This window comes from Caldifermentibacillus hisashii (assembly GCF_039654145.1).
Taxonomy (GTDB): domain Bacteria; phylum Bacillota; class Bacilli; order Bacillales; family Caldibacillaceae; genus Caldifermentibacillus; species Caldifermentibacillus hisashii.
Map to the genome: position 1 here is coordinate 290,251 of NZ_CP155467.1, position 20,430 is coordinate 310,680.

The 20,430-nt window shown below is 37.4% G+C and carries 20 protein-coding genes, 1 pseudogene and 1 riboswitch; of the genes and pseudogenes, 9 read left to right on the top strand and 12 right to left on the bottom strand.

The window, feature by feature from the left end; genetic code table 11:
• Positions 1-236: 236 nt before the first annotated feature.
• The 3 genes from NSQ14_RS01495 (at position 237) to NSQ14_RS01505 (ending at position 2,430) form a co-directional block, all read left to right on the top strand.
• Entirely contained in the window at positions 237-1,406 is a 1,170-nt protein-coding gene (locus tag NSQ14_RS01495; protein WP_034767339.1) for a pyridoxal-phosphate-dependent aminotransferase family protein, read from the top strand.
• 161 nt (positions 1,407-1,567) lie between these two features.
• Positions 1,568-1,708 carry a hypothetical protein gene (locus tag NSQ14_RS01500; RefSeq protein ID WP_227139684.1) on the top strand — a complete coding sequence of 47 codons (141 nt, stop codon included), beginning with the start codon at positions 1,568-1,570 and terminating at the stop codon, positions 1,706-1,708.
• Positions 1,709-2,094: 386 nt separating this feature from the next.
• A complete protein-coding gene (locus NSQ14_RS01505) occupies positions 2,095-2,430 on the top strand; it encodes an MGMT family protein (RefSeq protein WP_034767340.1) in 336 nt (111 codons plus the stop codon).
• Positions 2,431-2,664: 234 nt separating this feature from the next.
• Here NSQ14_RS01505 and NSQ14_RS01510 read toward each other — a convergent pair whose 3' ends face one another.
• The 12 genes from NSQ14_RS01510 to NSQ14_RS01565 form a co-directional block, all read right to left on the bottom strand.
• Complete coding sequence (locus NSQ14_RS01510; protein WP_269919761.1) at positions 2,665-3,603, bottom strand: magnesium transporter CorA family protein; 939 nt, start codon at positions 3,601-3,603, stop codon at positions 2,665-2,667.
• A 277-nt stretch (positions 3,604-3,880) separates the two neighbouring features.
• Entirely contained in the window at positions 3,881-4,117 is a 237-nt protein-coding gene (locus tag NSQ14_RS01515) for a hypothetical protein (protein WP_346216782.1), read from the bottom strand.
• A gap of 94 nt (positions 4,118-4,211) precedes the next feature.
• Entirely contained in the window at positions 4,212-5,153 is a 942-nt protein-coding gene (locus NSQ14_RS01520; RefSeq protein ID WP_346216783.1) for an SDR family NAD(P)-dependent oxidoreductase, read from the bottom strand.
• 178 nt (positions 5,154-5,331) lie between these two features.
• Positions 5,332-5,901 (bottom strand): TetR/AcrR family transcriptional regulator, encoded by a 570-nt coding sequence (locus tag NSQ14_RS01525; protein WP_034767346.1) that lies wholly within the window; start codon positions 5,899-5,901, stop codon positions 5,332-5,334.
• A gap of 241 nt (positions 5,902-6,142) precedes the next feature.
• Positions 6,143-7,297 carry a cation:proton antiporter gene (locus tag NSQ14_RS01530; protein WP_034767349.1) on the bottom strand — a complete coding sequence of 385 codons (1,155 nt, stop codon included), beginning with the start codon at positions 7,295-7,297 and terminating at the stop codon, positions 6,143-6,145.
• 437 nt (positions 7,298-7,734) lie between these two features.
• Complete coding sequence (locus tag NSQ14_RS01535; protein WP_343155570.1) at positions 7,735-8,799, bottom strand: ribonucleotide-diphosphate reductase subunit beta; 1,065 nt, start codon at positions 8,797-8,799, stop codon at positions 7,735-7,737.
• Positions 8,751-9,197, bottom strand: a complete 447-nt coding sequence (locus NSQ14_RS01540; RefSeq protein ID WP_034767354.1) for a flavodoxin — start codon at positions 9,195-9,197, stop codon at positions 8,751-8,753. The genes NSQ14_RS01535 and NSQ14_RS01540 overlap by 49 nt, the downstream gene beginning before the upstream one ends.
• Before the next feature lie 53 nt (positions 9,198-9,250).
• The gene (locus tag NSQ14_RS01545) at positions 9,251-11,515 is read right to left on the bottom strand and encodes a ribonucleoside-diphosphate reductase subunit alpha (protein ID WP_346216784.1); all 2,265 of its coding nucleotides are present in this window, start codon (positions 11,513-11,515) and stop codon (positions 9,251-9,253) included.
• Positions 11,516-11,633: 118 nt separating this feature from the next.
• Positions 11,634-11,816: riboswitch (cobalamin riboswitch) on the bottom strand.
• A 329-nt stretch (positions 11,817-12,145) separates the two neighbouring features.
• Entirely contained in the window at positions 12,146-13,021 is an 876-nt protein-coding gene (locus NSQ14_RS01550; protein ID WP_346216785.1) for a metal ABC transporter permease, read from the bottom strand.
• A 1-nt stretch (position 13,022) separates the two neighbouring features.
• Positions 13,023-13,943 (bottom strand): metal ABC transporter permease, encoded by a 921-nt coding sequence (locus tag NSQ14_RS01555; RefSeq protein WP_346216786.1) that lies wholly within the window; start codon positions 13,941-13,943, stop codon positions 13,023-13,025.
• The gene (locus tag NSQ14_RS01560) at positions 13,918-14,682 is read right to left on the bottom strand and encodes a metal ABC transporter ATP-binding protein (protein WP_041848761.1); all 765 of its coding nucleotides are present in this window, start codon (positions 14,680-14,682) and stop codon (positions 13,918-13,920) included. The genes NSQ14_RS01555 and NSQ14_RS01560 overlap by 26 nt, the downstream gene beginning before the upstream one ends.
• Positions 14,675-15,646 carry a metal ABC transporter solute-binding protein, Zn/Mn family gene (locus NSQ14_RS01565; protein ID WP_346216787.1) on the bottom strand — a complete coding sequence of 324 codons (972 nt, stop codon included), beginning with the start codon at positions 15,644-15,646 and terminating at the stop codon, positions 14,675-14,677. The genes NSQ14_RS01560 and NSQ14_RS01565 overlap by 8 nt, the downstream gene beginning before the upstream one ends.
• A gap of 197 nt (positions 15,647-15,843) precedes the next feature.
• Here NSQ14_RS01565 and NSQ14_RS01570 point away from each other — a divergent pair, with 197 nt between their 5' ends.
• The 6 genes and pseudogenes from NSQ14_RS01570 to NSQ14_RS01590 all read left to right on the top strand — a co-directional run bounded on the left by NSQ14_RS01570 (position 15,844) and on the right by NSQ14_RS01590 (position 20,226).
• Entirely contained in the window at positions 15,844-16,200 is a 357-nt protein-coding gene (locus NSQ14_RS01570) for a glutathionylspermidine synthase family protein (RefSeq protein WP_346217102.1), read from the top strand.
• A 285-nt stretch (positions 16,201-16,485) separates the two neighbouring features.
• Positions 16,486-16,917 carry a hypothetical protein gene (locus NSQ14_RS01575; protein WP_346216788.1) on the top strand — a complete coding sequence of 144 codons (432 nt, stop codon included), beginning with the start codon at positions 16,486-16,488 and terminating at the stop codon, positions 16,915-16,917.
• 19 nt (positions 16,918-16,936) lie between these two features.
• Positions 16,937-17,179, top strand: a complete 243-nt coding sequence (locus NSQ14_RS18845; protein ID WP_396234625.1) for a DUF4391 domain-containing protein — start codon at positions 16,937-16,939, stop codon at positions 17,177-17,179.
• Positions 17,180-17,193: 14 nt separating this feature from the next.
• Positions 17,194-17,901: pseudogene (locus NSQ14_RS01580) on the top strand (site-specific DNA-methyltransferase); the annotation flags it as partial.
• Positions 17,902-18,128: 227 nt separating this feature from the next.
• A complete protein-coding gene (locus NSQ14_RS01585) occupies positions 18,129-19,400 on the top strand; it encodes a hypothetical protein (RefSeq protein WP_034767371.1) in 1,272 nt (423 codons plus the stop codon).
• Between the two features lie 658 nt (positions 19,401-20,058).
• Complete coding sequence (locus NSQ14_RS01590) at positions 20,059-20,226, top strand: hypothetical protein (RefSeq protein ID WP_156103138.1); 168 nt, start codon at positions 20,059-20,061, stop codon at positions 20,224-20,226.
• The last annotated feature ends 204 nt before the right edge of the window (positions 20,227-20,430 follow it).

The window sequence follows — 20,430 nt, forward strand, 5'->3', positions numbered from 1 at the left end:
TTTTGAAAAAATTTACTGTAAGGGGTAATTAGCAAATTATCAATTGGTAAAATTCTAATGCTTTTCGATTATTTTTTTGTTGGTAACCAGAAACATGACGCACAATTTTTTGAAAAAACCAGCTATAAAAATACCAGATTTAAAAGGGTTTTCAGCCGTACATATGGAATATATTTAGTAACTGGGACTTTGAATTAAACTGAAATCAGCGAGAAAATGGAATGGGGGAAGTAACGATGCCGAACAAAGAGATGTTATTAGTACCGGGGCCGACTCCGGTGGTGGATTCAATCTATGAAGCGATGGCGAAAGAAACATGGGGACATACAGATCCGAGGTTTGCACATATTTTTAAGCGGGCCATTGAATCGACAAAAGAAATGCTAAAAACAGATGGGGATGTTTTTATTGTTGCCGGGTCTGGAACCCTCGCAATGGAAATGGCACTCGTAAACACAGTGGCGGCCGGGGAAAAATTATTAGTCATTAGTCACGGTTATTTTGGCGACCGGTTTATCAAACTAGGGCAAGCGTATGGGATTGATATCGATGTGTTACAAAGCGAATGGGGGAAGCAGGTGTCCCCGGAAGCTGTTGAAAAAAAGTTAGCCGGGGCAAATTATAAAGCGGTAACCATTACCCATGCTGACACTTCAACAGGAGTAGCTGCGGATCTGGATACACTGCTGCCGATTATCAAAAAGCATGGAGCACTTGTCATATTGGACGGTGTTTGTGCAACCGGTGCAATGGAGGAGGATATGAGCAAATCCTACGGTGGTCCTGATGACAAAATTGATGTTGTTTTGACCGGTTCGCAAAAAGCAATTGGTGTGCCACCGGGACTTGCCATTGTTGCCTTTAATCAAAGCGCATTAGCCGCACGTGAAAAACTGGCGAAGGTTCCTGCTTATTATTGTGACATCTATAATTGGCTACCAATTATGGCGGATCCGACAAAGTATTTTGCCACACCACCAGTGAATATGATTTATGGTTATGCCGAGGGAATCCGTCTTGTTTTGGAAGAAGGTATGGAAAAGCGGTACGCCCGTCATAAAGCATATGGAAAAGCAGTCCGAGCAGCTTTAACAGCATACGGGATGAAGCCATTAGCCGAGGAAAAAGCGGCTGCCGCAACATTAAGCTGCATCCTTTATCCGGATGGAATAAAAGATAGCGAGTTCCGCTCCAAACTCGCCAGTAAAGGGGTTGTCGTAGCAGGCGCACTGGCTTACCTTTCCGGAAAAGCATTCCGTATTGGCCATATGGGTAATACTACGAAAGATATGTTGGAAGAAGCAATCAAGTTAATTGGAGAAACTTTGATTGACTTAGGTCATCCTGCAAATATAGAAAAAGCGCTAACATTATTTGCAGAGCATTTTTCAACATCTGTGCGATAAGTATTGGTTTAATTTTGCGCTTCCGGTCAGGAAATCTCCGGCCAGGATATGTCCTGTGATATTGAAGATAAACAGGCATTTTCACAGTTTTCTCTACTTATACACATGAAGTATTTAAAAATAGGGAAAACTTTTCTTTGATTATGAAAGGAGGAAGTTTCATGACAAAGAAATACAATAAAGGAAGTAACAATCAAAATTCACCAGAATTACATGGACAAACGCCGGTTAGTGGAGATAATAGCAAGGGAAATAAACGGAATGTAAAAGAACAAATTGATAAAACGGATGATGAAAATTAAATTATATTTGCTTATTTTTTGCTAATAGCAGAAGTAATGCGAAAAGCCGACTTTCGAAATAGGAGTCGGCTCCCTTAGGTTTCAAATAAGAAAAGTAAAATTTTATAGACACTAAGAATAAAAATAACATAACGCCATATTCGTTAGCAGCCTTTTTTTGTATAATAAACTTGATTTTCTAATACATAATGATTGGATAGGTTTGTATCTTTTGTTATCAACTTTCCTCGGTTTCGTGGTTAAAGCAATAACTGGGTTTGGCAATACTTTGTGATGGGGTCGTTGTTTTCCTTCGCTGTGCCTAACCGGGTAACGACTTATTCCAACAAAATTATTTTTACTAGGGAAAAACTTACGAAGCCGATGATTTTATAGGTGGTATGAAAATGAACAAGTTTACCGAAAGAACAATTAAGATTATTCTCTCAATACCTGCAGGCAAAATAATGACATATGGTCAAATTGCCAGACTTGCCGGAAATCCGCGGGCAGCTAGGCAAGTTGTCCGTATTTTGCACGCAATAAGTCATATCCATCATCTCCCATGGCATCGTGTAGTCAATGCAAAAGGTGAAATTGCAATTAAAGATGACGAATCAAGATTTATTCAAGTTGCATTGTTAAAGAAAGAAGGGGTCGAGTTTGATGGGAATGGCCGGATTTTAATGGAAAAATATCTCAACGAACCGGACGAGATTGATTTCAGGGAGAAAGGCTCTTGAAATTAGTTTTGCACATAATTCCATACTCAATGTACTGCCTAGATTGAATTTTTAATATAACCCCAAAATTTAAAGAAGAAACAGCAATGCACCACTTAGATTGACTTTCGAATATAACCCCCATATTCAAAGAGGAAACAGCATTGGACTGCTTGGATTGATTTTTTGAACTTAATCCCACACGCATTAATCACAAACAGAAAAAACCGGGAACAATGCCCGGTTCTTCTTTTGTCAAAAAAACTTCTTTTTCCAAAAAATAACTGCTGTCACTGAAGATAAAACAAAAGACAAGATGATCGCAAATAGGAATGAATGTTGGTAATTTTGGAAGGGAATTGCAACGTTCATCCCATAAAAACTTGCAACCATTGTCGGAATTGCCATGATAATCGTTATGGACGTCAATAATTTCATGACATTATTCACATTATTTGATATGACTGAGGCAAATGCGTCCATCATACTGCTTAAAATATTCGTATACGTATCGGCCATTTCGATCGCCTGTTGATGTTCAATAATGACATCTTCCAACAGTTCTTGATCATCTTCATACATTTTTAAATAATTGCCTCTGAGTATTTTTTGCATTACATAATTGTTTGATTTCAAGGAAGTTGTAAAATAAACTAAGCTTTTTTCTAAGTTTAATAACGAAAAGAGTTCTTTATTTTTCATCGATTCATGCAGTTGTTTTTCAATTGTGTCTGATAGTTTGCTGATTTGTTTTAAATACTTCAGGTAAGAGGTTGCCATGAAATACAGGATTTGTAAGGAAAATCTTGTTTTTTTGTAAGTAAAGAAGTTTTTAAGTTTATTTTTTGTGAAACTTTGTAAAATCGGATTGTCTTTTAAACAAACAGTGATGAAGCAACCTTTTGTAAAAATAATGCCCAATGGAATGGTGTCATAAATCATATTATTATGCTCATCCATGGAAGCGAGGGGAATATTGACAATAATCAAGATGTTTCCTTCATCCTTTTCAATCCGGGAACGTTCCTCTTCATCCAATGGATCCTTTAAAAATTCAATTGGTAAATCTAATTCGTTTGATAGTTTAATAATTTCATCTTCTGTAGGTGAAATTAAATTGACCCAACATCCTCGGGTAATTTCATTTTTTTCCTCCAGAACGCCAAGTTCATCGGATAAATAAATTTTTAACATTTTCTTACCTCCTCATTTTCGAGAAAGTCAAAAAATGCCCCCAAGTATAGTTGAATTTTTATCAGTATTCAACCATGGTTGGACCGGGCAATTCATGACTTTCCCGTTAATCTGTCCGGGTCTGGGGTCGTCGCTTATTTGACTACTCATAAAAATTCAACTCCTTTTTTCATCGATACGAAAGTACTATACTATCATACCCCCATAAATCTTGGTTGTAAACAGTGGGTTTAAAAAGAGGTTTTCAATTACAGAATCGGTAGCGCCTTGCCAAAAATTAACGACGAGAAGGGATCTCGTCGCCAAAAAATGCGGTTTTGCGACTCAAAAAGACGACGAGAAGTGGTCTCGTCGCCAAAATATAGTGTTTTCCGTCTAAAAACGACGACGAGAAAGGGTTTCGTCGCCAAAAAGTGAGGTTTCGTGGCTCAAAACGACGACGAGAAGTGGCCACGTCGCCAAAAAAGAAGGTTTCCCGCCTCCAAACGACGACGAGAAGTGGTCTCGCCGCCAAAAAGTGGAGTTTCTCGACTCAAAATGGTGACGAGAACAGGTGTCATCGCTAAAAATTGCCATTTCACGCCTCAAAAATGCCGACGAGAACTATATTATACTTTTACCGTTCCTCTCATATAGTCAATCGTTTGTTTCAGTCCATCATAATAAGATGTTCGAGGTAGCGGGCCGATTCGTCTTTCAAATTTTTCGCCTGATAACACAACCGGATCTTCATTCAAGTAAAACAATTCAACTACTTCACGCATCATTGGGTTAAATAATCCGAGCATTTGAATCATTGATTTTGTAACCGTAAAGACTTTTTTATTATATCCGGTTAACTCTCGAATAATCTTGACTATTTCCTCTCCTGTAATGACACTGTGTCCGGGAATATTCCACTCTTCCCCATAGCTTGTTTCATTTAAGGCAAGTTCCACCAGCGCTTTAGCACCATCCGGGGTGAAAATGAACTCTCTTGCAATCTTTTGATTCCCTATGTAGATGGACGGTTTATTTGCCAAGGCCCTCTGTAAGGTATAATGAAGAAGTGTATTTTCAGCATTTGGTCCATAAAAATCAGGAAAGTGAGCAATAAAAGATTTATTATTTGCTTGCATGACCATGTTTGCCACTTGAAGTCGAATATTTCCCTTCTTCGTATGTGGATTTTTCGGTGTTTGTTCATTTACCTTTATACCGGGATTCTTCCCATATGCATAAATATTATCAACCAAGGCTAATTTAATGTTCTTCGTTTCGGTAACTTGAACAACTTGACCGATAAAGTTGACAAGTTTTTCTTCCCACTCAGGATAGGGAATATTTGCTGCTTGAAAAATAATGTCCACATTTGCTGCAGCTTCCATCAAATCCTCTAATTTAAAAATATCACCTGTAAAAATCGTCACATTTTGCTTAGCACTGAAAAGTGTCTCTAGCTTCTTTTTTGTCCGTGCAAAAGCGATAACTTCGATTCCCCTGTCAGTCAACTCGTTCACAATAGAATACCCCATACCCCCGGATGCGCCCAAAACTAATGCTCTTTTCATAAAGATTCCTCCTAAAATTTTATTAACCACTGGTCAAATGTTATTAAAAAAATTTGTAATCACCCCAAAAGCCCATTATTCAAAAAAGAACGCTCAATTTACAATGTATTGAAACTCGATAAATCTAAATAACATTATTTTTGACGGAATTTTCCGATAAAATCTTTGGGGGTGCTAATCACAAAATTGATTTCAACAAAAAGTTGACATGAAACTGAGCTAATTGTTCCACTTCATTATAAGAAACAACATGGCGAATATAATGTGTCACAAATCCGTGTAAGGAAAGGAAGATACACCAAATTTCTTGAATCGATAATTTTCCATCACTTAGTAGAGATAATGCTTGGGCAAATTTATCATAACTTTTATTTGGTCCCTGATTAATAAAGTTTAATACATCTTCTTCTTTAATTAAAAACATGATTTCGTAATGATTTTGATAAGTTAATCCAAATTTAATAAACCCTAACATAATTTTTTTCAATTTTTCTGTGGAATGGAGATCTTCATTCATAATATGATCTAAAACCTGGTCTAACATTTGAAAATGTTCTTCGACGAGTGCATAAAATAGCTCTGCTTTATTTTTAAAATGATAGTAAATTGCCCCATGACTGCAATTCAATTCTTTCGCAACTTGTCTCATTGATACATGTTGATAACCTTTTGTCACAAATAATTCCCGTGCCCGGTCCATAATCATTTCCCTTGAAAGCTCTTGTTCAGCGGATTTTCTTGGCGCCATTAGTATCCTCCTTATTAACCACTGGTCAATTAAAGTTTAGTTGAAAATATGAAAATTGTCAATTAAATAAATCGATAACCTTTTACTTTGGTACAGCCAATAAGTAAACAATTTTCTTCTCAACCGCAAAGACTATGCTTTGAAGGACCCAACCAGCTATACGTAAAACCTAAAATATGAACGTATAAGAAAGTCAGCAACTATAGTCATAGATGCTGACAGCCCCATTTCAAGAATCAAATTAGTTACGGACTGATTGTGTTTGGTTTTTTGATTGGAAAAACCATTTCATCATTGGGGGTGTAACAACGGTCGTTATAATAACAACAGCGATGGACGAAGCATATAAATCTTGGGTAATTAAATTTGCTGATAAGCCCATTGTCGCTACGATTAATGCAACTTCACCCCGGGAAACCATTGCCGAACCAATTCCCATTGAGCTATTCCAACCAAATCCGGATAGTTTAGCACCAAGTCCCGCACCTACAAATTTAGTTAAGATCGCCAATATACTAAGGAGAATAATCGTACCTAAATGATCGAGAATACCTATAAACTCCGCCGAAATACCAATATAGGCAAAAAATACGGGAACAAAAATCGAGTAACTAATCGTTTCCACTTTTTCAAAAACTTCATGCTTGAATTTGGTCAGGCTAATGGCTATACCGGCAATATAAGCTCCAATAATATTAGCAACCCCCGTGTATTCAGCTGCAAATGAATAGACAAAACAAATAAACAAAGCAGTTGAAATTACCGTTTCACTAACCGGTAACTTTGTAAAATGATTCATTACCCATGGGACTACTTTCCAAGCAATTACAATAGCTACAGCAAAGAACAATACTTTCTTTATTACTAATGTTGTTAACGATATATCCCCGCCACCAACAAAACTCATTAAGAAGGCTAAAATGATCATGACAACAACATCATCAATAACGGCTGCCCCTAATATAGTCGTACCTTCAGGAGTTTTTAACTGATTCAGTTCTTTTAGGGTTTGAACAGAAATACTTACACTTGTCGCTGATAACATAACACCTAAAAACCAAGATTGTAAGTTCGTTAAATCCATTATTGCTCCTGCAAGATATCCTAAAAATAACGGGACGATAATTCCGCTGAAACCCACAATGGTTGATGACTTACCGGAACGTTTAAATTCATCAAGATCCGTTTCTAGTCCGGCGATGAACATGAGCAGGATAACACCAATTGTACTAAATGTTGATAGTGTATCTGACGCGCTGATTAATCCGAATACAGAAGGCCCTAATAAAATCCCGACAATGATTTCTCCCAATACGGAAGGTTGACCAAACTTTATACTCAGGCTTCCCGCAAGTTTGGCTGCAAAAATAATGAGTGCTAATTGAAGAATAAACATAAGATTCCACCTTTCCCTATTTTATTAAAATTCCCATCTACCTTTTTTGTAAACCCGAAATCTTGCGCAGGGGGCTTAAGATCAGGATAAAAACATACAAAAAGAGCCTGTTACTAAGGGTATACTTATCCCTTGGTGACAGACTCCTCCTAATTGTACTTCTACATATTCAATTGTATTTCTATATTCGTTTCGTTTATATATTGGTATCCTATCATAAAAAATCAAGGAAATAAAGTAAAAAACAATCTCTTTAATGGATGCTCATGAAAAATCTGGATTACAATCGGTATAGTGAAAAACATTGACTAATCAACCAAAGTAATCCTCGTTTAGAACAAAGACAATGGTCCATTATTCGCGGATCTGAACGCCCACCACCTCCTTAAACAATCAGAGGAGTGTAGGAGATAGGCTATTTGTCACTTTTTATATAATTACAACTCATCAAACCCGTTCAAATCCCCGACTTTGGTGTATTGGCGGGATTTTTGTTCAAAAAAGTCGGTTTTTGTATCATCGAAATTGTCAATATAGGCACGGATCCATTTCATCGGATTTTCGGTATGATCCGAAAATAAATCACTTAATCCTAATAAACGAAGCATTTTGTTGGCTCGGTATTTAATATAGCCCTCCATTTCCACTAAATCAATCCCGTCAATGTCGGACAAAACATAACGACTCCAAATCGTTTCTTGCTCAACGGCATATTGAAACTGTTCATAAACCCAGTCGGTAAATTGCTCTGTATTATACGCAGGGTTTTCCGCCAGTGTTGCTCGAAACAGCTCACTTATAAATTTACCGTGCTGCAATTCATCCCGATTTATATAAGAAATCATTGTCGATGTACCGACCATTTTTTGCTGTCTTGCCAAATGATAAAAGAAGGCAAAACCGGAATAAAAGAATAAACCTTCAAGTAAAGAGCTGTAAACCATCGTTTTTAACACATGTATAATGGTCGGTTCAGCCGCAAAGGTATTATATACATCCATAATTCGTTCATTCCGTTTTAATAAAACCGGATCCCGCCGACCGGTTTCAAATGATTCCAATTGCCGGTCAAATGTCGTAACCGATGACAACACATAGGCGTAACTGTGATTATGCTCGCTTTCTTGGTCGGCAATTGTTGCCATAATTGATTTTACCGATGGATCGGTGGCAAAATCGGCAATCCGCATCGCAATATCGGTTTGCGGTCCGTCCAATGTAGCCAATAAGCCAATAATCTTCAAAAAAGCTTCTTGTTCGGCCTCGGAAAGTTGGGGAAATTGTTTAATGTCATGCGTCATATCGACTTCACTTGCCCGCCAGAATAACGCGCGAATTTGTTCCCGATAATCATAGAAATGCGGATAAGCGAGATCATTCCAATTTAATATTCCGCTTGCTTTTCCGCCAAACAAAGCCGTCGATTTATTTGGATTTTCCGGTTCTAAAACTTTTACTTTATTAAGTATTGCTGACAATAGTTGACAACTCCTTCTGTCCATTGGATTACTTTCCCTTCTTGGGTACCCCGCGGACTTTGTTCAATTTTTAACGGAGGCAGGGGGGAAGCATAAAACTTCGCCAATTTGTCCGCAGCTTTACAAAACAAATCATCCCCGCCAAATTGTGTGTCACCGGTGCCAAAAACAAAGACATTTTCCGGTTTATAGCCCAGTTGATAAACAAAGTCCTTAACGATTTTGGGAGTAGCTCCTTTTGCCCATGTAAAACTCCCCAAAAACAGTGCATCAAACATGGAAGGGTCCGGTATCGAGAGGTTTCGATTTGTGATTCGATACATGTCTACCGTTGCCCCTTCTTCCGATAAATTGCCGGAGATTAGTTCAGCCACTTCTTTTGTATTCCCGCTGAAACTTGCATAGCAAACCATAGCGCGCATTCATTGTCATCTCCTTCAATGTTTGTCAATATGATTCAAACAACATTTAGAAATTAAGAGGCACACCATTCGCACTCCTCGATATCCGTGGCAGTTGAACGGACGTAATAGGTTGACTTTATCCCTGATTTCCAAGCTTGTAAGTGTAAGTCCAGTAAAATTTGCGCTTTAATTGTATGTGGTACATAAAAATTAAATGAAATTGATTGATCAATATGGCGAGTGCGCGCTGCATTTTGCTTAATTGACCAGCGTTGATCGACAATATATGCGGATCGCCGATAAATATCATATGTTCGATGGTCCAAGTCAGGGGCAACAACCGGCAATTTATAATCTTTCTTTTCCTCATAGTAAAACGGTTTAAAGATCGGGTCGATACTCGCTGTAGAGCCGGCGATAACCGAAGTACTTGAGTTGGGTGCGACTGCCATCAAGTAACCGTTACGAATGCCGTATTTTTTCACATTAAGCATAATGTCGTTCCATTTCCCGGCGTTGTCTCCGGTCAGATAGCCTCGATCTTGGAAATAAGCTCCTGTCTGCCAATCACTACCTTCAAAAAGTGGATACGCTCCTTTTTCTTTTGCTAAGTCTGCGCTGGCCTTTATTGTCAACATGGCAATTTTTTCATATAATTGATCAGCCAATTGAACAGCTTCATCTGATTCCCAATGAATCCCTTTAAGCGCCAATAAATGATGCCAGCCAAATGTACCGAGTCCGATAGAACGATATTTTTTATTCGTGGCCGTGGCCTGTTTGACTTCAATTGTGTTCAAATCAATGACATTATCAAGCATCCGAACTTGAATCGGAATGAGTCGATCAAGTACATCGTCCGGAACGGCTTTTCCCAAATTGACTGAGGATAGATTACATACAACCATATCGCCAACTTTTTTATAGGTAATGATTGTATCGCCGTCAATCGTTTCATTATATTGAACGGTTGGTGACATATTTTGCATAATTTCGGTACAAAGATTGCTGGAATAAATCATGCCGGCATGTTTATTTGGGTTTTTTCGGTTTACCTCATCCCGATAAAACATAAACGGCGTACCGGTCTCAAGTTGTGACTTCATCATTCGTATCATAATTTGGATCGCCGGAACTTTTGTTTTCGAAAGGGCATCATTTTCTACACACTGAAAATATTTTTTTCGGAATGAACCTTCTCCTTTTTTCTCATCATAAAAATCTTCCATGCGAAATCCCATGACTTTTTCCACTTCAAGCGGATCAAATAAGTACCAGTCTCCTCTTTTCTCCACTTGTTCCATAAAAAGGTCAGGAATACAAACACCGATAAAAATATCGTGGGCACGCTGTCTTTCGTCACCATTATTTAATTTCAGGTCTAAAAAGGAAAGAATATCGGCATGCCAAACATCAAGGTAAACGGCAACAGCTCCTTTTCGCCGCCCAAGCTGATCGACACTAACCGCTGTGTTATTCAGCTGTTTAATCCAAGGAATAACACCGGACGATGCTCCTTTAAACCCTTTAATGGAACTTCCTCGACTCCGTACTTTCCCAATATAAACGCCAATTCCACCACCACTTTTTGAAAGTCTTGCTACATCGGTGTTTGAGTTATAAATATCAATCAATGAATCTTCTACGGTATCAATAAAACAACTGGATAATTGACCGTAAGAGAGTCCGGCGTTTGCCAAAGTCGGGGTTGCCACAGTCATATACAGATTCGATAATGCCCAGTAAGCTTCACGTACGAGTACAGAGCGTAATTCTTTCGGTTCGTCTTGCATAAGAAATAAAGCAATCGTAAGCCAACGTTCCTGAGGTAATTCATACGTATTTTTCTCATGGTCCGTGACTAAATATCTCGTAGCTAATGTGTGTAAACCAATATAGTCAAAAAGAAAATCACGTTCCGGCTCAATGATTTTTGCTAATTCCATGATTTCTTGTTTTGTATATTTTTCTAGTATTTTTGGAGAATAAATGCCTTTATCAACGAGTATTTTTTGTAAATGGTAATAGTCTCCATATTTTTGTTCTGCCGGATAGCCGCGGTTCTTGCTTGCTTTTTTATACAGCTGGTCAAGATAAAATCGTGCAGCTATATAGGACCAGGCACGATTTGCTTCATCAACGTTTTCAAGCGCAGTGGTAATGAATAATTTCGTTAATTGATCGGAGTTTATATTTTTCTTGAATTCAACACTTCGAAAAATTTTTTCTTTATACTCGGTTGTGTCAATGGCGGGAAAAGGGTTTGTCATTTGATCAATGATGGCCGCCAATTCTTTTTGATTGATTCCTTCATGTTCTAGTGTAGTTGTTGCCATAAAATCATCCTCCAATTAAACTAAAAAAATCCGCTCAAGGGAAGCGGATTAAACGATAGAAAGAAGCATACATAAAGTATCTTACTATCGTTTCATCTCCTTATCCCCCGAAGAATTGAAACTTGAACAAGTTATGGCAGGTCTCCTGACTTATGCTTCATCCTACTTAGATTCCTTCCCGCATCAAAGGAGATGCAGTGGTTTATATCCTTTCGTCGCAGTTACAGTTGCGGGGACAGTTCCGGATTTTCACCGGATTCCCTATTAAGCTTCTAAAAGCACCTTAACTTGCTAGTTTTCAATATATTGTGTATTTAATGGACTGGTTAATACTTTATATAGTATTGTAATGATAATAACATGAATTTGAATTGAAGGCAACAACTGGAAAACGAATGATAGAAAAATTCTTTTCCTGATTGATGGGCAGTCTTTCGCATACATAATATTTGTATTTAAGATAAGCTACACTAATTTCGAGTCATAGTTTTTACAGACAAAACAATTATTCGAACGGAGACCACTGAAAAAGTGCGTAATAATCTTGCTAAACACCGTATTTAGATATATTATCGGGTTTTATCATACTATATATGTTAGTATATCTTTTTAAATAGTTTTTCAATGGCCTTATTCGAACGTCTCTTCCGGCTTTAAATACTTGGCAAGCAAACCATGTTTTGGCGATAATAAGTAACTGGCTAAAAAGATAAGCCCGGTTGCAAATGCCATAGACCCGGAAATTGAAGTATCAATCCAAGCAGCAATAAAATATCCGATGACGGCGGAAGCGACTCCAAATAATCCGCTGATAACAAGCATCATGTGCAGTCGATCGGTCCAAAGATATGCGGAGGCTGCCGGGGTAATTAACATCGCAACGACCATAATCGCCCCAACCGCGTCAAAGGAAGCCACCGTTGTAATTGAAACCAGACTCATAAACAGATAGTGCATAAAAAGAACCGGTATCCCGACACTTGCGGCAAGTCCGGGATCGAAAGTGGTAATTTTCCATTCTTTATAGAAAGCGATAATAAATAATAAAACAACAAAAAACACGAGAGTTAAGATGGCTGCAGCTTTTGGAATGCTTCCCACGATTGGCAACGTAATTCTATTCCAGGGAATAAATGTGATTTCCCCCATTAAAGCATGCTGGACATCCAAATGGGCATTTCCGACAAAAGCTTCAATTAAAATAACCCCGATGGCAAAAAGGGTTGTGAATACAATTCCAATGGCCGCCTCTTGCTGCACATCTAAAGAGTTGAGCCATTGGACAAACAAGGCGGTCATAAGTCCTGCAATAATGGCACCGATGAGCATATGGACTCCGGTCAGTTCTTGCGTAATAATAAATGCAACAACAATACCAAGTAAAACGGTATGGCTAATAGCGTCAGCCATCATGGCCATTTTCCGTAAAATTAAAAAGACACCGATCAAACCGCATGATAAACCGACTAAAGATGCTGTCAAAATAATCCAGGCGGTGTATGTCATTCTATTGAACCTCCTTTTTCAAAACAGAGGTGGGGATTGATTGGATGATTTCCTGTTTTTTATGGTGCTTCATTTGCCAATATTGAACAAGAATTCCTTTTTCTTTTCCAAAAATTAACGAGATGATAAAAAAGCTCGCTGCCAAAACAACAATAAATGGTCCTGTTGGCCAACCGTTGCCGATTGCACTAATAAGCGTACCAATCGTACCGGATGCACCGCCAAATAGGGCTGAAATGATAACCATCGCTTGAAAAGAATGTGTCCAATAACGGGCACTGACTGCCGGAATAATAAGAAGTGCTGCGATAAGGATAACACCGACTGCTTGAATACCAACGACAATGGTTGTTACCAGAAGAATCGTATACACAACATCCATTCCTTTTAACGGCAAACCGAGCCCACTGGCAAACTGGCGATCAAATAAATAGATTTTCCATTCCTTAAATCCAATAACAACAATTGAAACAACCAAAATGGCAAGAATGGACATTGTCCACACATCTGATTGCACCATGGAAGCGGATTGACCCAGGATAAAGTTATTTAAGCCGCTTTGGTTCCCGCTTGTTCGGTTAGCGATCGTTAAAAGCATAATCCCAAAGCCGTAAAAGATTGATAAAATCATCCCCATTGCCGTATCTTCTTTAATTCTTGTTGAAGAGCGAATGCCTTGGATAAAAAATGCTCCGATAACTGCACTAATCGCTGCCCCGGTAATTAGAACAAATAAATGTTTTACTTTAAACAAGAGAAAGGCAATGATAACACCGGGAAGGGCGGCATGGGCAAGGGCGTCGCTCATTAAACTTTGCCGTTTCCAATAAGCAAGGGAGCCGATCGTCCCGGCTGCAATCCCTAATATTGCTGTACTCAATAAAACCCATTGTGTATTACTGTTTAACAGGATGGACCACATTTCCTATTCTCCCCCCGATCAAACGGATACTGCCGCCATAAGTAGTGGCTATATTATCCTCTGTATAAACGTCATTTGTTTTGCCATGCTTAATGACCGTGCGATTTAAGAAAAGTACATGGTCAAAATAATCTGCAACAGTCTGTAAATCATGATGAACAACCATCACTGTTTTCCCTGCCGCTTTAAGTTCATCCAGTATTTTCATAATGGCCCGTTCGGTAGCGGCGTCGACTCCGGCTAACGGTTCATCCATGAAATAGATGTCTGCATTTTGTACTAACGCACGGGCTAAAAATACCCGCTGCTGTTGTCCCCCGGAAAGTTGGCTGATTTGCCGGTTGGCATAATCAGCCATGCCCATTTTGTCCAAAGCCTCAAAAGCCATTCTTTGATGGGTTTTCGTCGGGCGTCGCAGCCAACCGATTTGACCGTATAATCCCATCATCACTACATCAAGTGCAATGGTCGGGAAATCCCAATCAACAGACCCTCTTTGCGGGACATAGCCAATCCGTTTTTTCATTTTTTTATAAGTGGAACCAAAAAAATGAACTTCGCCGGATAAAACCGGATGGAGCGCTAACATCGTTTTTATTAAAGTCGATTTCCCGGCTCCGTTTGGCCCAACAATACCCGTTAATGAACCCGCCTCTACTTGAAAATTGACATCTCGTAAAACCGTATTTTTTTGATAAGCGGCCGTTAAATTTTTGACTTCAAGGACGACTTCATTCATTTGTATTTGAGCCTCCTTTTAATGCGGTGTAAATTGTATCGATATTATGGCGATACATTCCTAGATACGTTCCTTCTTCCGTACCGGCTTTCCCCATCGCATCCGAGAAAAGTTCTCCTCCTAATTGAATAGGAACTCCTTGTTTTTTGGCTCCTTCAATAACAGCTTTGATGGAGCTCTCATTAATACTACTTTCAACAAAAACTGCCGGTACTTTATACTTAACAATGGTATCGATGGTATTTTGAATATCGGATATCCCGATTTCTCCATCTGTGCTAAGCCCTTGCAAGCCGACCACTTTCATATGATGCATACGTCCGAAATACCCGAAAGCATCATGTGCGGTCACAAGAATGCGCTGCTCTTCAGGAATTTCCGTAAGTTTCTTAGCGTCCTCTTTCAATTGCTGCAGTTTTTCAAAATACTTCACCTTATTTTCCTCAAAATAACTTGCATTTTCAGGAGAATATTCCTTTAATTGATCCACTGCTGCATCTAAAGCTTGTTGCCAAAGATCAATGTCAAACCAAATATGTGGGTCCACAGCATTATTTTCATCATGCAAAAGTTTCGATTTATCAATTGTTTCTCCGATGGCCAGTACAGATTTGGATTTTTCAATTTCTTCAAATATGTCAACCATATTTGCTTCCAGATGAAGACCGTTATAAAAGACGACATCGGCATTCTCAAGCGTCTGAATATCCCCGTGGGTTGCCTGGTATAAGTGAGGGTCAACAGAAGGCCCCATCAAACTTTTGACTTCCACGCGGTCTCCGCCAATAACGGAAAGTGGCTCACCAATTTGTGCAATCGTTGTGACAACAGTAATTTTTTTATTGTTATCCTTCCCTGCATTTTTTTGTTCGTTGTTTGTTGCTGACTTGTCGTTACAAGCAGCAAGTAAAAATGTGCAACATAATAAAATAATCCCCCAAAATTTTTTAGAAAAAGTAATCATGTTTCCTTCCTCCCCATTTTTTGCATTAGGCAAACTTTATTTATTATATACAATATATATGTGTACAACCAATTTTGTCAACGCTTATTTTTATTAATTCAAATATTTTTACCATAGGAAACTTGTAAAACAGTTTCATTCAAGGGTTAAACGAGAATAATCATTGACCTTGAACATATATTTTTGATCGAAACAAGATTGAGGCCTATTTTTTACCATCTTACTTGGAACCGGATCAATTAGCGACAGCAGGGAAAAAATTTGTGAAAAAACCGGTGTTTGGACGGGAAGGAAACACGGTGGAAATTTATGGGCCGAACGGAACGAAGATAATGGAGGATGCCGGGAAGGATTATACAAATTATCCAAGTTTGTATCAGGAATTTGTTGAACTGCCTGTGCGGGAGTTTCAATCGCTGAAAGGAAGACAGCTGGGACATTATATCATCGGCAGTTTCCTATTGAACGGCAGGGCAGGAGCTCTCGGGATTCGTATTGGGAATGCCATTACCGATAACCTGTCCTACTTTTTGCCGGTGGGGATGGGAACCTAAAAGTTATGGTTATTTAAGCGACTGGATACAAATAATATGGTTTCCTTTTATTCGTACTCCTATAAACATTTTGCAAAAAGTAATTTCAATTCGACATTTTAAAACACCCCAGAGGCTGGTTATAGATAAAATTAATATAAATTTAACTTTGCGTTTATGGTAAAATTGAACTATCAAAACAGTCGTGGTAGGAGCGCTCAGTATAATGTCTAAAGGAATTATTGATAACAAACAAACCGGTTTAGTCGGTACAATCCAAAAGAAAATTTTTTAAATAAAGTAGAGTTGCTGTATAAAGAAAATTCACCGGAATTTATATATTGCGTAACCCTTTATAATCTATTCAAGGATTTTTTGGATGGTAACCGGGATTTTCGTGCGTTACAGGGAAAAACCGGATTTGAAAATACTATCATTTGGAATAAATTCTATAACTTCCAAAAAGATGGTGTAGTAAGGGCTATAAATAAAATTGAAACATATGGTGGTTGCATAATTGCGGGTAGTGTAGGTCTCGGGAAAACATTCGAAGCCTTGGTAGTACATGAAGCAGCTGAAGAATTATTGAATTATATGCATTATTCAATAAGGAAACAAACAAAGGAAGAAAAATGGAGTATTATAAAGAACTACTTGTTTGGGGTAAACCTATCGTTTCTGATTTCCTTCAATCCATACAATACAACTAATCAAATTAAATTTCAACAACTTTTATGAATTCTATAAAGACATTGATATAGCCGTAGAGGCATTTGAAAACACGAAAACGATTGGAACCTTCAAGATCATTAAAGATGCTAAACAAAGAAAAGCCCAACAAGCATTAATCCAGCAAATCCAAGAAATTGAACAAACAATAACACGATTAAAAACTGCAATAAAAAAGGAATCGCAATTTAATAAAAAGGTTGAGTTAAATATTAACGTTCAACAATTAATAAAAGAGTTGGAACAGATAAAGAAGCAATTATTGAGGTAAAGGAGAAATGAGGCATGGAAAAGCTTGACGGTAAATCACTTGATCTTACAAAAGAAAATATCAATGCATTAAAGCAACTGTTTCCTGAAGTGATCACAGAAGGGAAGGTTGATTTTGATAAGTTGAAGCTAGTTTTAGGGGAAGAAATTGAAACGAATAATGAAAGATACGAATTCACATGGCACGGTAAAGCACAAAGCTTGAAATTAGCGCAAACACCTTCAACTGGAACATTACGACCAGATAAGGAATCAAGTAAGAATTGGGATACAACAGAAAATCTTTACATTGAAGGGGATAATTTGGAAGTATTAAAACTTCTTCAGAAATCCTATTTTGGTAAGGTTAAATTGATATACATTGACCCTCCATACAATACAGGAAATGATTTTATTTACCCAGATGATTTCCGAGATAATATTCAAAATTATAAAGAAATAACCAAACAAAATATGAAAGCAAATACAGAATCTAATGGTAGGTACCATACTGATTGGTTGAATATGATGTATCCCCGTTTAAAGTTAGCACGAAATTTGCTTTCAGAAGATGGAGTTATTTTTATAAGCATCGACGATAGTGAATAAGAAAAGTTAAAAATGATATGTAATGAAATTATTGGAGAAGATAACTTTCTTGCTCAAGTCATTTGGGAAAGAGCATATGCACCTGTAAATTTAAAAAAGAATTTTTCAGTAAGTCATGACTATATACTTGTCTATGCCAAAAAGGCTCGGACGCACGAGTTTTTTAATGGAAAAAATATCTAATGCAATTCCGCAATTAGTTTTGCGGAAAATTGCAAATAAGTTTGCGGTGAAATTTATGGAAAAATATGCAAGAATTTAGTATACGACCAAGAACCCTCTTGATACTCCATCATAGAACTTTTCTGTCTCCCATCACTTTAATAAACCGAGGAATAGGCCACACAAATGGAGGAAATCGAATGGATTCACAGTTAAAAGAACTAATTGATTTGGCAAAAACAACATTTGGATTAAATCACTATTATTTACAAAGATATGAGTTCTATCGGAGTGTAAATACCATTAATGAGACGGTTTATACATTATCCATGGAGTGGTTTCCTAATCATATAACTGTACATGAGGATGATGAGACGAACCCAAATGGTGCAGCCGGTATTGAAATAAATGTGAAAAGTCGTAAATTTACGCGTGCCATTTTTGCAGGAGGTATTTCATATGCAGAGGATGGAGTTAAGTTTAGCCATCTTAATATGGAAGCCATCATAAAATGGATTGAGGATAAAACAGGACTCATGTACGGAATACAATTCCAATTGAAAAGAGAACAAGAAGGCGAACTTACTTTTATGGCATGCCTTGATGGTGTTGATGTTTCACCGCCAGGATATATTGACATCAAATTTAATGAAGAAGGAAAGCTCACTTTATTTTCTATAAATGGTCAATTTCCTTCAAAAGAGCCGGTAAAAGAAGAAAACTACTCCCTTTCTCTTGATCAATTAGAAGATTTGAAAATGGAACAATTGAAATTGATTGAATACCCCTCCTATGAACAAAAAAAATTATATCCTATATATGGATTGGAAGAGATTTTTGTTACAAATGATGGGGGAGCTACGATTCCATTTGAATTTTTTGCGGATGAAAGATATTTTTTGACAATGGAACAAACGATTTTTTGGGATGAACCTATTAATGAACCTTTTCAAGCGAAAGAGATAAAATGGATTGAAGATATTTTAGCAGAACAAGCATTTTCATGTGAGCCTTCTCCCGATTCATTCCCCATTACTGGGGAAGAACAAGAGAAATGTATAAAGGCAGTTACAGATTTTTTGCGGCAGGAGTATCCAAGTGATTCAGGAAATTGGGTACTAAAACATCTTTATCGGGATAAAGGGTATATTCACGCTACACTGAAAGCCGTTAAACAAGAATATCAAGTGTTTCAACGGAAAATAAAGGTTTGGATTGATCCAAAGAGCTTTCAAGCTGTAAATTATATGGATAGCGAACTGATGCTAAAACCCCTTGACGACTTTCAACGGCCTGATAAAGTAACGATTTCAAAAGAAGAAGCGTTTGAAAAACTGAGAGACTTATTTGAGCTGAAACCTTACTATGTATATGACTTTAAACAAAAACAATATGTTTTATGTGGAAAATTAGATTGTAAGTACGGAGTGAATGCAGCGAACGGTGAAGTCATTGCATTAGATGATTTATAGTTAATTTTGGGGCTTTTTCTCCAGCGCGTTAACACGTTAAAACTTAATACATTGGGAGACAGGCACTTGTTAAAGTTTAATGTTGATATTAACGATAAAATAAGAACTCCAATTATCTGGAAGTTTTGTTTTGTAGTAGTGTCTTATTCGACTAAAGCCCCGTTAGTTCAGTAAAGTTATTAAATGATTCCACTATTTTTCCCGAATTCTATAAGTGCACCATATGGGTCTCATTCCAACCCTAATGCTTTACAACACCATGTTCCGTTTTCACTCTTTTTTTGAGAAAATATCTGAAGTAATTCCACAATTAGTTTTGCGGAAAGTTGCAAATAAGTTTGCGGTGAAATCTATGAAAAAATATGTAAGAATTATAGTATACGGGCAAGATTTCTCTTGATACTCCATCATAGAACTTTTTAAAAGAAGATTAGTGGTAAAGTTTAATAATTGAACTGTTACCGATCCACAAACCGTTAAGCAAGGGCTGCTGAATAAACAAAAAAATAATAGGTGAAAGATTTTCGGGGTTTTTGTCGAATAGAATAGTGTAAGAATTTAACTAAAGGCCTTTGGAGGTTATTATGGTGTTTTAAAAGAGCCAAAGTCAACGAACATGATTTTTTTACCAAAAACTTAATATAAAGGAGCGAATTAAATGATTATAAAGGCACTGGATTATTTAACACCTATTTTTCTTATTGGTGTTGGTGTTTATCTATTGATCAAAAACGAATCTACAGCGAGTTCGTTAATGGTCATTGCTGGAGGTGTAATATGTTTAGCACTGGCAATATATAGAAATAATTCGAAAAATAAAGGATGACCGTTTACACACTGTTTTAAAAATTAGTGTCACTGAATTTATTTTAATTAAAAAATCAATGAGATATAACTCAGAACCATGTATGAAACACGTTTCACAATATCTGAACTGACGGAGAAAGAAAACACATAAGAAAGAGTGTGAAAATGAGCAAGCTTTTTAATTTTAATAAATCCATTATATTTGAAAATAATAATTTCAGAA

Excerpts from the sequence above, each read along its gene's own strand:
- NSQ14_RS01560 (WP_041848761.1), bottom strand. The coding sequence starts at position 14,682 with ATGAATGAAGTCGTCCTTGAAGTCAAAAATTTAACGGCCGCTTATCAA.
- NSQ14_RS01535 (WP_343155570.1), bottom strand. The coding sequence starts at position 8,799 with ATGGACAGAAGGAGTTGTCAACTATTGTCAGCAATACTTAATAAAGTA.
- NSQ14_RS01495 (WP_034767339.1), top strand. The coding sequence starts at position 237 with ATGCCGAACAAAGAGATGTTATTAGTACCGGGGCCGACTCCGGTGGTG.
- NSQ14_RS01510 (WP_269919761.1), bottom strand. The coding sequence starts at position 3,603 with ATGTTAAAAATTTATTTATCCGATGAACTTGGCGTTCTGGAGGAAAAA.
- NSQ14_RS01530 (WP_034767349.1), bottom strand. The coding sequence starts at position 7,297 with ATGTTTATTCTTCAATTAGCACTCATTATTTTTGCAGCCAAACTTGCG.
- NSQ14_RS01520 (WP_346216783.1), bottom strand. The coding sequence starts at position 5,153 with ATGAAAAGAGCATTAGTTTTGGGCGCATCCGGGGGTATGGGGTATTCT.
- NSQ14_RS01555 (WP_346216786.1), bottom strand. The coding sequence starts at position 13,943 with ATGTGGTCCATCCTGTTAAACAGTAATACACAATGGGTTTTATTGAGT.
- NSQ14_RS01525 (WP_034767346.1), bottom strand. The coding sequence starts at position 5,901 with ATGGCGCCAAGAAAATCCGCTGAACAAGAGCTTTCAAGGGAAATGATT.
- NSQ14_RS01545 (WP_346216784.1), bottom strand. The coding sequence starts at position 11,515 with ATGGCAACAACTACACTAGAACATGAAGGAATCAATCAAAAAGAATTG.
- NSQ14_RS01590 (WP_156103138.1), top strand. The coding sequence starts at position 20,059 with ATGATTATAAAGGCACTGGATTATTTAACACCTATTTTTCTTATTGGT.
- NSQ14_RS01500 (WP_227139684.1), top strand. The coding sequence starts at position 1,568 with ATGACAAAGAAATACAATAAAGGAAGTAACAATCAAAATTCACCAGAA.
- NSQ14_RS01550 (WP_346216785.1), bottom strand. The coding sequence starts at position 13,021 with ATGACATACACCGCCTGGATTATTTTGACAGCATCTTTAGTCGGTTTA.
- NSQ14_RS01565 (WP_346216787.1), bottom strand. The coding sequence starts at position 15,646 with ATGATTACTTTTTCTAAAAAATTTTGGGGGATTATTTTATTATGTTGC.
- NSQ14_RS01540 (WP_034767354.1), bottom strand. The coding sequence starts at position 9,197 with ATGCGCGCTATGGTTTGCTATGCAAGTTTCAGCGGGAATACAAAAGAA.
- NSQ14_RS01505 (WP_034767340.1), top strand. The coding sequence starts at position 2,095 with ATGAACAAGTTTACCGAAAGAACAATTAAGATTATTCTCTCAATACCT.
- NSQ14_RS01585 (WP_034767371.1), top strand. The coding sequence starts at position 18,129 with ATGGATTCACAGTTAAAAGAACTAATTGATTTGGCAAAAACAACATTT.